Source organism: Sphingobacterium sp. LZ7M1, assembly GCF_024296865.1.
Taxonomy (GTDB): Bacteria; Bacteroidota; Bacteroidia; order Sphingobacteriales; family Sphingobacteriaceae; genus Sphingobacterium.
This window is the reverse complement of record NZ_CP101134.1, coordinates 2,914,238-2,926,154: the sequence shown is the minus strand read 5'-3', so window position 1 is coordinate 2,926,154 and position 11,917 is coordinate 2,914,238. Positions and strand designations below refer to the sequence as shown.

The window sequence follows — 11,917 nt, the reverse complement described above, 5'->3', positions numbered from 1 at the left end:
TCCCTTTTTTTATCCCGAGTTTTTTATCGTAAAATAAAGCTGACAGTTCCGCATATTCCTCCCGAATCTCGTATACTTGCCATAGTAAAAACAACAATCAATTATTCATGCATAAGATTAACCTCATCATCTCTTGTTTGGTCCTTGGAGCTGTTTCTAGCAGCTTTGCCCAGCTATCACCTTTAACGGTCGAAAAGATCATGCGAGATCCTAAATGGATGGGTACTTCACCCTCAAATTATCGTTGGTCTGACAACAGTAGATTCCTCTATTTTGATTGGAATCCAGAAGGCAAGGATAAAGCCCAAGTTTATCGCTTGGATATTGCCTCCAAGAAATATGTGTTAAGTTCGGATAGCATTGCCAATCTGGATGAAGCTCCACAATATATTTTTAATAAGGACAAGAGCATTGCCGTATTCGAAAGGGAAGGAGATCTTTATGTTAAGAACAAGGATCAGGTCAAGCGTCTTACCGAAACTGTAGAAAGGGAAAACCCGTTATCCTTTTTGTTGAACGATGAACTGGTATTCCAGAGAAATGAAAATGTATATTCCCTAGACCTGAACAATACTACAGTTCGTCAATTGACAAACTTTCAACGCGGTGCTGCTCCAAAATCCGACCGAAAGCTGTCCGATCAGGAGGAATGGCTGAAAAAAGACCAAGAACAGCTGTTTGAGGTCTTTAAGGAAGAGGATCGATTAAAGGATAAACGGAAAAAGAAGGAGAACAAAAAAGCATTATATCTTGGTGACGCTTTATTGGGCGGTTTGTCGATTAGTCCCGATGGGCAATATATCACTTACCGTTTGATCTATCCTGCCAAAGGAAATAGAAATACCATTGTTCCCGATTTCATCACCCGTTCTGGTTATGTGGAAGACCTCAATATGCGTACTAAAGTGGGAAATGAACTTACACAGTTTAAGGCCTACGTATATAAAGTGAAACAAGATACCGCTTTGGAGGTTAAGGCAACCAAAATTCCGGGGATCAAAGATCTGCCAGCTTATTTATCTGACTATCCAGAACGTCTAGCAGAGCTCCAAAAAGCAAATAAAGATCGTCAAATCACTTGGGGTGTAGCTTCTTGGTCGCCTAATGCTAAATATGCGGTAATCACGGCAAAAGCTCAGGACAACAAGGATTTTTGGATCTTGAAGGTAAACCCGGAAGATGCAAGTGTGGCCCAATTGGATAGACAGCATGATGATGCCTGGATATCTGGACCTGGAATAGGAAGAGATGTCAAATGGTTGAATGACCATACCTTTTATTTCAATAGTGAAGCCTCTGGATACTCGCATCTGTACAGCTACGATCTAAATAGCAACAGTAAAAAGCAATTGACCGAAGGAAACTGGGAGGTGCAATCGGTTCAATTGTCAAAAGATGGAAAGAACTTCTATATCTCGGGAAATAAAGAGCATCCCGGCATTACCCATTTTTATAGCTTACCTGTTCAAGGAGGCAATTTATCACAGATCACCTCGATGAAGGGTGGTAATGAAGTCACGCTTTCACCGGATGAAAAATATTTGGCGATTAGCCATTCTACCATGAACAAACCTTGGGAACTGTACTTACAGATTAACAAAGCCCAAGCGAATGCCAGTCAGATTACCAAATCGACCAGCACAGAATTTGATAGCTATGCTTGGCGCGAGCCTGATATGGTTAAGTTCCAAAACCGCTATGGCGATGATGTATATGCTCGTGTTTATCCAGCCAAGAATCCGCACCCCAATAAACCGGCGGTAGTATTTGTACATGGAGCAGGTTATCTGCAGAATGTACACTATTGGTGGAGCCAGTATTTCAGGGAATATATGTTCAATAACATGTTAGCCGACAATGGCTATACTGTAATTGATATTGATTATACAGCGAGCTCCGGTTATGGACGTAATCACCGAACAGGCATTTACAGACATATGGGAGGGAAGGATCTTACCGATCAGGTTGATGGTGTAAAGTATTTGGTAGACCATTACGGAGTTAACCCTGCTAATGTAGGCCTATATGGAGGCTCATACGGAGGTTTCATTACCTTGATGGGCCTATTTACCGAACCGGAGGTATTCAAGTCTGGTGCGGCTCTAAGGTCTGTTACAGATTGGGCACATTATAACCATGGTTATACCGCCAATATATTGAATACACCGGTAGAGGATCCGATCGCTTTCAAGAGAAGTTCACCAATCTATTTTGCCGATAAATTAAAAGGCAATCTGTTGATGTTGCATGGTATGGTGGATGTCAATGTACAATTCCAGGATATCGTAAGGCTTAACCAGCGTTTGATAGAATTAGGAAAAGAAAATTGGGATTTAGCGGTTTATCCAGTCGAAGACCATGGATTCGTACAACCAAGCAGTTGGACCGATGAATACAAAAGGATATTCAAGTTGTTTGAAAATACCTTGAAGAAATAAAAAGCAGTTTGATAAAAACCAAGGAGGGGGCAAGAGTAATTTGCCCCCTCCTTGGTTTTTTACCGGTGTCAGGCTGAGGAACGAAGGTTTTCGGAACCATACAAAGGGTGGGGTATTGGTGTCCAGTAACTTAACCTTCGGTTTCCGCCAACCTTTCATCCTGACGCAGAAAGGATCTCGGTACCATACAAACCATAATTGCATTGGCGTACAGGTCCTCAATCTTCGATTGAGAATGACAAGGGGATGATGGGGGAGAACCGTACAGATTCTTCACTCATCGTTCAGAATCAAAATGTTCTGGAGGGAGATTCAGAGTGCAGCGAAGAATCTATTTTTAATTTTATTGTGAAGGGTTTTTCATTTCGAAATCGTAAGATGAGAAACCTATTTCAAGTGAAGTATGGATAGTTCCGAGACCCTTCGGTGGTGCCCTCAGGGTGACACAGAAAAGGTATAGAAAGATATTTCACCCACGCTGTGGGTTGGCCATTTCCAAGAATCTAATTTCTACAAAGATGCCACCCCCTTTAGGGGTTTCTCAAAACATATAAATATACATTATCCTTCCGAAGGAAGCCCTTTAGCCCCGGCTCATTTCCAATGGCGGAAAAATGGAAAGAATGCCGATGCACTGTGCGATGGGAATGGCCTTGGATGCTATCAAGAAATTCTCCCATTGAAGGGGAGAATTTAGAAGAACGCCACCCTCGACATCCAGGCATTCTTTTCATGTGCGGATGATTGTGCGAAAAGCCATCTTAAATGGACCGAAGGTTTTTGGTTACTTTTGGGCTCCAAAAGTAACAATAGAATTGGGGTCCGTGAGCTCCTTCGTCGGTTTGGTTACTGTTGGGCTCCAAAAGTAACGAAGAATCTAAATTTTGTTTTTTTCTTAATTTAATGACATTTCCTGTTGGGGGTTATTCAGCTGTTTACCATTTCTTCAAATTTTCTTCTTATCTTCAGGGAGTTACTAACCAATTAACCAATTTGTTATGAATTATAATCGACTTCTGTTGCTGATTATATCATTAACGGCAGCGGCGACCATGTTCTACTTCTTATTTGGGCCGAACAAGGACAATAAATCACTTGGCTATTTTGCTTTGGTCATATTGATAGGCACCAATGCTATCTACTTCTTGTTTTCCAAGGATTGGATCAATCGTAAACCTAGGTAATTCCTACCTTATTCGAGACATATTCCGAATTTTGGCCAAATGTTCAATATTTTAAGAAAGGTATTCCCGAAGCATTCCCGAAGATGCCTCGAACATGGGTAAAAGGAAAGGGCTAATTAAAAATGCCTGCTCTGGAACTTGATTAAAAAAATAAAGGATAAAAAAATCCCCCTAAGTTTCTTTTCTTAGGGGGATTCCATATTTATTTTGGTATTAATCTTTTAGGCGACGTCTCTTAAATCTACCGCTACAACTCTTGATACACCTTGTTCCACCATAGTTACACCGTAGATAATATCGGTGCTGGCAATCGTACGTTTATTATGGGAAACCACAATAAATTGGGATTGGTTGGAGAACTCGCGGATGATGTTATTGAACTTATCAATATTGGTGTCATCCAATGGAGCATCGACCTCATCGAATATACAGAACGGTGCCGGTTTCAATAAATATAAAGAGAACAATAGGGCAGTGGAAGTCAATGTTTTCTCACCACCTGAAAGCTGGTTGATCGACAAAGGACGTTTCCCTTTAGGACGTGCTACAATATCGATATCGGATTCCAAAGGATTGTTTGGGTCACTTAATACGATATCACAGGAGTCTTCCTCGTTGAACAGGGATCGGAATACCTTGATGAAGTTCTCACGAACGGTGGTAAAGGCGTACATGAATTTATCATTGGCAGACTGATCAATCTCTTGGATCGTGCTCAATAAGGAAGCTTTGGCTTCCATTAGATCTGTTTTTTCCTTTTGTATAAAACCATGGCGTTCATCCATTTCATCGTATGCTTCCTTGGCCATTGGATTGATGCTTCCATAGTCATCCAATTGCTTTTTAAGCTTTCTGCAGGAAGTCTCTAGATCGGCCATAGCCAATCTTTCCTCTGGGATTTCCGCTTCCAATAAATCTTGTAACTCGATATTGAATTCAACTGAAAGCCTTTCCTTAAGCGCATTCAAGTCAATCTGTAATGTTGTTTTCTTATCCTTCAACTCAGATATCAAAGCGTCAGATATATCCTTGGATTTGCGAAGTTGATTGATTTCATCTTCTAGATCGTTGATTACCTTTCTGGATTTAAAGAAATTTTCTTCAACTTCTTGCAAACCTTTTTCAAGCAATTCCTTTTGTTCGTACATTGAGCCCAGGTCTGTATCGTTGTTGTCTACAAAACTCAAGGCTTCTTTCAGGTCGTTTTTGACTGTTTCAAATTCTATGCTGAACTTCTCGATTCTATCTTCTAGGTTCTCACGTTGTGTTTCCCTGTATTCTACATCCCTTTGCAGGGTATTCACTTTGTTCTGCTGTTGGTGGAACTTAATGTTTTCCTGGTTATAGACAGTTGATTTCTCGTTCAGGATCTCGGTCAGTTCATGGTAGGAATCCTCCAGACGGCTTAATACCGTTTGGTTTTCGGTTGCCGTTTCTTTGAATGTAGCCAATTCAGGTTCAGATTTCTCTAATTGAGCGATGATATTGGCAACCTTGGTCTCAATATCCTGTTTTCTGTTCTGGCTGCTATTGATGAAAGTTTGATATTGCTCCTGTTTTGTCTTTACGGTAGTCAGCTCATTGTTCAGACGGTTCAATTGTATTCGCTGTTCGTCGATGAATTCCTTTTGGGAACTGCCTTTCAATCCGACCAATTGACTATTCAATGCCTCTTGGGTTTCTTGTATGATATCAATCTGTTCGTTCAGATCTTTGATTTCCTTTTCCAGGATTTCTAAATTCTTGGCTCTTCCGATACGTTTGCCTTCAAATAAACCTACCGAGCCACCAGAGATTCCCAATTTGTTTTTAGCGTATTTTCCCTCTTTTTGAAGAAGGACTATGTTATCAGCTGGTAGGTTGGCATCGATGTCAATTTCAGCTTCCGAGTCAATTAAATACACATCTTGTAAAAGGATATTACAAAGGTTTCGGTATTTTTCGTCAACCTTAATAATGTCCATGGCCGGTATAAGGGCCTTATTGTTTTCCTTAGCGCTGTTATTGGGTTTTTGTTCGTTAATTGCTTCTAAAACAAAGAAGTTGGCTCTTCCTCTTGAAGAATCACTTAACAGTTTTATGGCCTGTACAGCATCCTCTTTGGTCTCTACCACATAATGGTTCATGATAGGCTCCAAGAAGTTCTCAACAGCCACACGGTAATCTTCCTTACAGAATAGGATATCAGAAAACAAGGGTGGGTTTTTCTTCCAGCCAGCATGTTTTCTTAGGAACTTAATGGACTCTGGGAAACCTTCCAGATTATCTACCAAAGATTTTGTAAGGTTATATTCGTTCTGTTTGGAATCTACGGACCGCGCTTTTCTACTCAGGTCATCTGCTGATTCTTTAAGCTTGGTTTCACATTGGGCAATCTGCCTTTGGATTTCCTCTTCCGTCCGTAAGGCCTCATCAAATTGATCTTGTTGGATCCCTACACGTTCTTCTAATTCGGCAACTGCATGATTGAACTGTTGAAGTTCCAGTTCTTTTGATTCAGAATCATGACTGGTTCGCAAGGATTCTTGTTCCAAAGCTTCCTTTTGTATGCCTAAAACTGCCAATTCCTTTTCCAAAGCATAGATTTGGCTTTGTAGGGCCTGACTATTTTTGGAGAATTCGTCCAGCTTCGTTTTCGCCGAGGACTGTTGTGCTCGCAGTTCTTCAACCTCGATTTTATTAGTATCTAGGTCCTGCTTTAAGATATCTAAGCTGTTCTGTTCTTCAAAAAGTTCCTCGTTCAGTCGCTTTATTTGATATTGCACATGGTTCAATTGCTGTTTGTCGATCTGCAGGTCATTATTAAGACGAGTTTCCTTTTCCTGCAGATGTTGCAATTGCGCATTTTTGATCTTTTTCTCAGATTCATAAGACCTGATCTTATTGATATATTCCTGGGTAGCCTTTTGTTGGGTAGACAGGTTCTGTTCTTTGGCAAGGATATCCGTTTTGGATTCTTGCAAGGTTTTCTCCTTGCTCTCCATTTTGGAAAGCACATTTCTCAGTTTTTCCTGTTGCTCGGCTTCCTGATCGGTAATCCTTTCAAGATCTGTTTGAAAACCCTCAAGTTTATAATAAGCTAAACCAATGCTTGCTTCCTTATATTCATCCTTGAGTTTGAAGTATTTCTCCGCCTTTTTTGCTTGGTTTTCGAGCGATTTTAAGTTCTTGTTGATTTCAAACAAAAGGTCGTCAACCCTGGAAAGATCGGATTCGGTATCTTTTAGTTTCGATAGGGTCTGTTTTTTGCGGACTTTATATTTCGAGATCCCTGATGCTTCCTCAAAGAGGTTTCTTCTGGAATTGTCCTTATTGGCGATGATTTCATCGATCATCTTTAATTCAATGATCGAATAGGTATCAGAACCAATTCCCGTATCCAGGAAAAGATCCGTAATATCCTTTAATCTACATTTTACATCGTTAAGTCTATATTCACTTTCACCGGTTCGGAACAGTTTTCTAGTGATTGTAACAGTTGCAAACTCGGTAGGTAATATGTTTTTGGTATTGTCAAAGGTCAATGAAACTTCAGCCAGATTAGCAGCTTTACGGTTTTTGGTGCCGTTAAAGATGATATTTTCCATTTTGTCTGAACGCAGGTTCTTGGTGCTCTGTTCACCTAGTACCCAGCGCATTGCATCAACAACATTAGACTTGCCACAACCATTTGGTCCAACGATGGCTGTTACCCCTTCATTGAAGTTGATTGTTACTTTGTCACCAAAACTTTTAAACCCTCTAATCTCTAATTTTGTTAATTGCATTAGCTCTTATAAGTAAAAAATGTGTGCGAAATTAAGGAATTTCAACAATGAATGAAATACCCTAATGATGGTCAGGGTACTCCTTATAATTTAAGGTGTTAAGCTAACACTTCCTTAAAGTATACAAAATGGGCTTCAGTGTCTTTTTGAATCCTGAAGATTCCTTTGGAAATGCGGAGGTAACCGGAAATTGCGGTCAAAGCCCAAGCGATAGGGGTGTCGATTTCCAGTTTTGGGTTGCTGAGGTATCCAAAATCATAGAATTCACCATAATTTTTGATGATATCCAATTCTTCCTTTTCAGCTTCAGAGATTTCTGGATTATCCCATCTCCAGGTCCAAATCGATTTCTCAGGATCAATACTACCCACAATCTGAAACGCTAGATTTAAGTTTGAATTGTCCTCATTTGAAAAGCTGATGATATTATTTTCCCAATCTACGGTATAGCTGGAGAATTGGCCAAAGGCATGCTGTTCTTCAAGAATTTCTTGTTGATCCGTAATATATTCATGCGCTTTAGCGTGAAGTACACGAAAAGATTCGTCTATTTTGGGTTTCTCAAGGCTCATAGGCCATAAATATAGCAAAACCTTAAAAATAAGAAAAGCCCAAATCATTGGGCCTTTCCGTTTTTATGGATGTATTGTAAAGCTGCCTTGTTGTAAGTCGTTAATCTGTAATGTTATAGAAGCTGTATACAAGCTCTAAAGGAAATTCACTGTTGTCCTTCGTTCCGATTAACATGAAGTTGTAATGTTTATTGTTCTCCAAATTAATTTCATCAATTTTGGCAATTACCTTTCCTTGTTCATCAGTAACGGTAACAGCAGTTTTTCCCGTAGTGGACTCCCTAAAGATTTGTGTCTGGGCGACAGTGTTAGGGTTTTCCTTTACACGGTTGGTCGATCCGACAATTTCCTGACTGCCTACCTTGAAATTTACTTTGCCTACTTGGTTGGCCAAATGGAAGAACCTAACCCCGGTTTTAGTCCCTGCATTTTTCAATTCTACATCTGGAACCCTGATAAATTCAGGTTTTTCTTCCGTTCCATAGACCATACAACTATATACCACTGAATCGGCAAATGTGAAAGTCGTATCAATGATGGGTTGATTATTTAAGCGATCTACAACCTGTATCTTTTTGTTTCCCGGGATAGCGAAGAACATAGAGATACCTTTGTAACGCGGATCTATCTGATTTAAAAGGTTTCCATTGACTGCGTATAGTATTCCCGAACTTTTTGGATAGAAGTTAAAAAGGGAAACAGCAGGGTAGTTTAAATCTGGATAATCATCATTATCCTTTAGACAACTACTTAATGTTAATATACTTAGTGCAATGACTAATAGAAGACTATGTTTTTTCATTTGTTCAGTAAATTCTTTTTTGATTTCAATTTTTGAACGTTCAATAAAAAAACGGTAATGTTTACAGATATGCTACAGTGTTAGGGAAAAATCTTTTTTTTGTTGGATTCAAGCTTGTTAAAGTGGATTTAAAAGAAGGAAGACCTTATAATGGTTTCCGTTTAGGGTCTGTTTTGGACTTTCCGAGTTGCTTGATGAAATTATCCAATCCTAATTTTTGGATATTATAGACTTCCTGTTCATAAATAGGAAGCAATTCTAACAGTTGTACAGTTGATTTCCTCCCATCCTTCACTTTTTGGGGAATACCATCTTGAACAGGAATCACCACAAAAGCGTTTAGGTCAGACTCTTGGCTGACCTTTTGCCCCAGTCGGATTATTTCGCCACTATTGAAAGGGCAATCCCCACGGAGCTGATTGGTTAAATATCCAACAACATGTGCCCAGGTCATATCTTCAGAATCCATCTGCAGGCATAATTCAACCTTATTGTGTTGATCTGGATGATTGGCGAATGAAAGACCATAGGAGAAGGTTGTCATTGGGCTGTCTTCAGTTTTGTGAAAAACCAATGAATAGACGAATGGAAGTTTTTTCTTTACGCTTTTCTCCCGAAAAACAGCTGCTTTTGCTTGTAGGGTATCTTCCAATTGGCTGCGGAAATGTTCCAAAGGAGACTTAAGGAAATCTGGTTTTTTAAATATCATCTGAAGAATTAACCTGTTTTTTCAGTCAAAAATAGCCAATTGTGTAAAAATTTCAGCACAAGCTGTCAATTTGACTTAAAAATAACATTGGAATATAAGTTGATTACAGAAATATATAAATCTTAAAAAAATAAATTAACAAACATATGCAAGAAGAGAAGGGTACTATTTCAATTCATACCGAGAATATATTTCCGGTGATTAAGAAGTTCTTATACTCAGATAACGAAATATTTTTACGCGAGCTTGTATCCAATGCGGTCGATGCTTCCCAAAAGATCAAAAGATTAGCTTCATTAGGTCAATATAATGGAGAAGTGGGCGACCTTACGGTACAAGTGAAAGTTGATGAAGAAGCAAAGACCATTACCATTTCGGATAACGGAATTGGTATGACTGCCGAGGAGATCAAGAAATACATCAACCAGATTGCCTTTTCAGGGGCTACAGAATTCATGGAGAAATTTAAAGAAGCTAACGATGCCAATGAAATCATTGGTCGATTTGGTCTTGGTTTCTACTCGGCATTCATGGTTGCTGATCAGGTTGAAATTGACTCTTTGTCTTACCAAGAAGGAGCAGAGGCTGCACATTGGGTTTGTGATGGATCTACTTCCTATGAGATCTCTGCAGGTAGCAGAACAACCCGTGGAACCGATGTTATCTTACATATCAATGAAGAGTCTTTGGAATTCCTTCAAAAGCAAAGAATTCAACAAATCCTTAATAAATATTGTAAGTTCTTGCCGGTTCCAATCCAATTTGGAATGAAATCAGAATCTGAACCTGATGGTGAAGATGAAGAAGGTAAACCAAAATACAAGACCGTAGAGGTTCCCAATATTATCAACAATACGCATCCCGCTTGGACAAAATCGCCATCAGAATTGACTGATGAAGATTATTTGAAGTTCTACCATGAACTTTATCCACATTCTATGGATGAACCTTTGTTCTGGATTCACCTAAACGTGGATTATCCATTTAATTTGACCGGAATCCTATATTTTCCGAAAATCAAGAACGAATTGGAAATCCAATGCAATAAGATCCAATTGTATTCTAGACAGGTATTCATTACCGATGAGGTAAAAGATATCGTTCCAGAATTCCTGATGTTATTGCAAGGGGTCATTGATTCTCCAGATATTCCTCTGAACGTTTCAAGATCATTCTTACAGGCGGATAGCAATGTGAAGAAGATCAACAACTATATCACCAAAAAGGTAGCGGACAAATTGAACGAGATCTTTAAATCAGACCGTAAAGGTTTTGAGGAAAAATGGTCTGATATCAGTTTGTTCATTAAATACGGTATGTTGAGCGATGAGAAATTTGCTGAAAAAGCAAATGATTTCTGCTTGCTTCAGAATGTGAACAATGAATATTATACCTTCAAGGAGTACTACGAAAAGGTTAAGGATATCCAAGTAGACAAAGATGGCAACATTATTTACCTGTATACCCAAGATAAAGCGCAGCAAGATGGCTACATTGCAGCAGCCTTGGCAAAAGGATATGATGTCCTGAATTTCAATGGTCCTTTGGATACGCATTTTGCAGGCTATGTGGAGCAACATGGCGGCGAGAAGGTGCAGTTGAAACGTGTTGACTCAGATGTAATCGATAAATTGATTCCTAAAGACGAGAAAATCGAACAGACTCTGACTGAAGATGAGAGCAAGAAAGCAACTGGAATTTTTGAGAAAGCGATCTCTCGTCCGGATATGAAGGTTGAGGTGGATGCCTTGAATGCCAATGATCTCCCAGTTGCCGTAACTATCGATGAGTTTATGCGTCGTATGAAAGATATGGCGAAAACTGGTGGTGGTATGGGATTCTATGGTACTTTGCCTGATAACTATAAGGTAACGGTTAATGGAAACCATCCATTAGTGAAACGCATTGTTGAATCTTCCGAAGAAGAAGGTGAAAAGCTAGCCAAACAGGCATTTGATCTTGCTCTATTGTCAAGAGGTCTGTTGACTGGCGCTGAATTGACAGCTTTTGTAAAAAGAAGCGTGGATTTGATTTAGAATAGATATGAGATGTGAGATTTGAGACTTTGCTGATGTTTCAAGAGGATGATTTCATGTTTCAGGAAATATTTATGTAGATAAAAAAGCAACCCCAGAAGGGGTTGCTTTTTTTGAACCAGGATGGAAGGGATGCGAGGATGGACCAAGATCATGGGAAAGAACCAGGATGGAAGGGATGAGAGGATGGAGCTAGATCAGGGGATGAACCAGGATGAAAAGGATAGGAGGATGGACCAAGATCATGGGATAGAACCAGGATGGAAGGGATGCGAGGATGGACCAAGATCATGGGAAAGAACTATCTTTTCGCTAAAAAGGTAGCAGGTGTTGTAGGCCTTATGTTTGTATCTAGGACGTGCTAATACAAAGAGATAGCATAAGATTATTTGTTTATATTTTTATATAA

General features: G+C 39.5%; 8 protein-coding genes. 4 read left to right on the top strand and 4 right to left on the bottom strand.

Annotated elements, in window-relative coordinates; all coding sequences use genetic code 11:
* Positions 1-107: 107 nt before the first annotated feature.
* Positions 108-2,438 carry a prolyl oligopeptidase family serine peptidase gene (locus tag NMK93_RS12630; protein ID WP_254527679.1) on the top strand — a complete coding sequence of 777 codons (2,331 nt, stop codon included), beginning with the start codon at positions 108-110 and terminating at the stop codon, positions 2,436-2,438.
* A gap of 998 nt (positions 2,439-3,436) precedes the next feature.
* Positions 3,437-3,622 carry a hypothetical protein gene (locus NMK93_RS12625; RefSeq protein ID WP_185216852.1) on the top strand — a complete coding sequence of 62 codons (186 nt, stop codon included), beginning with the start codon at positions 3,437-3,439 and terminating at the stop codon, positions 3,620-3,622.
* Positions 3,623-3,843: 221 nt separating this feature from the next.
* On the opposite strand, the gene smc is transcribed toward NMK93_RS12625, so the two are convergent.
* The 4 genes from smc to NMK93_RS12605 all read right to left on the bottom strand — a co-directional run bounded on the left by smc (position 3,844) and on the right by NMK93_RS12605 (position 9,472).
* Positions 3,844-7,389 (bottom strand): chromosome segregation protein SMC, encoded by a 3,546-nt coding sequence (gene smc, locus NMK93_RS12620; RefSeq protein ID WP_254527678.1) that lies wholly within the window; start codon positions 7,387-7,389, stop codon positions 3,844-3,846.
* Positions 7,390-7,487: 98 nt separating this feature from the next.
* A complete protein-coding gene (locus tag NMK93_RS12615) occupies positions 7,488-7,961 on the bottom strand; it encodes a DUF6882 domain-containing protein (RefSeq protein ID WP_185216848.1) in 474 nt (157 codons plus the stop codon).
* 100 nt (positions 7,962-8,061) lie between these two features.
* Complete coding sequence (locus NMK93_RS12610; RefSeq protein ID WP_185212606.1) at positions 8,062-8,763, bottom strand: DUF4397 domain-containing protein; 702 nt, start codon at positions 8,761-8,763, stop codon at positions 8,062-8,064.
* A 145-nt stretch (positions 8,764-8,908) separates the two neighbouring features.
* A complete protein-coding gene (locus tag NMK93_RS12605; protein WP_254527677.1) occupies positions 8,909-9,472 on the bottom strand; it encodes a suppressor of fused domain protein in 564 nt (187 codons plus the stop codon).
* Positions 9,473-9,618: 146 nt separating this feature from the next.
* Between NMK93_RS12605 and htpG the strand changes: the two genes are divergently transcribed.
* Both htpG and NMK93_RS12595 read left to right on the top strand, forming a co-directional pair.
* The gene (gene htpG / locus NMK93_RS12600) at positions 9,619-11,508 is read left to right on the top strand and encodes a molecular chaperone HtpG (protein ID WP_254527676.1); all 1,890 of its coding nucleotides are present in this window, start codon (positions 9,619-9,621) and stop codon (positions 11,506-11,508) included.
* Positions 11,509-11,631: 123 nt separating this feature from the next.
* Positions 11,632-11,832 carry a hypothetical protein gene (locus NMK93_RS12595; protein WP_254527675.1) on the top strand — a complete coding sequence of 67 codons (201 nt, stop codon included), beginning with the start codon at positions 11,632-11,634 and terminating at the stop codon, positions 11,830-11,832.
* Positions 11,833-11,917 lie beyond the last annotated feature (85 nt).

What these genes read in the sequence shown, in the direction of transcription:
- NMK93_RS12595 (WP_254527675.1), top strand. Translation starts at nt 11,632, where the DNA reads ATGGAAGGGATGCGAGGATGGACCAAGATCATGGGAAAGAACCAGGAT.
- smc (WP_254527678.1), bottom strand. Translation starts at nt 7,389, where the DNA reads ATGCAATTAACAAAATTAGAGATTAGAGGGTTTAAAAGTTTTGGTGAC.
- NMK93_RS12605 (WP_254527677.1), bottom strand. Translation starts at nt 9,472, where the DNA reads ATGATATTTAAAAAACCAGATTTCCTTAAGTCTCCTTTGGAACATTTC.
- NMK93_RS12615 (WP_185216848.1), bottom strand. Translation starts at nt 7,961, where the DNA reads ATGAGCCTTGAGAAACCCAAAATAGACGAATCTTTTCGTGTACTTCAC.
- htpG (WP_254527676.1), top strand. Translation starts at nt 9,619, where the DNA reads ATGCAAGAAGAGAAGGGTACTATTTCAATTCATACCGAGAATATATTT.
- NMK93_RS12625 (WP_185216852.1), top strand. Translation starts at nt 3,437, where the DNA reads ATGAATTATAATCGACTTCTGTTGCTGATTATATCATTAACGGCAGCG.
- NMK93_RS12610 (WP_185212606.1), bottom strand. Translation starts at nt 8,763, where the DNA reads ATGAAAAAACATAGTCTTCTATTAGTCATTGCACTAAGTATATTAACA.
- NMK93_RS12630 (WP_254527679.1), top strand. Translation starts at nt 108, where the DNA reads ATGCATAAGATTAACCTCATCATCTCTTGTTTGGTCCTTGGAGCTGTT.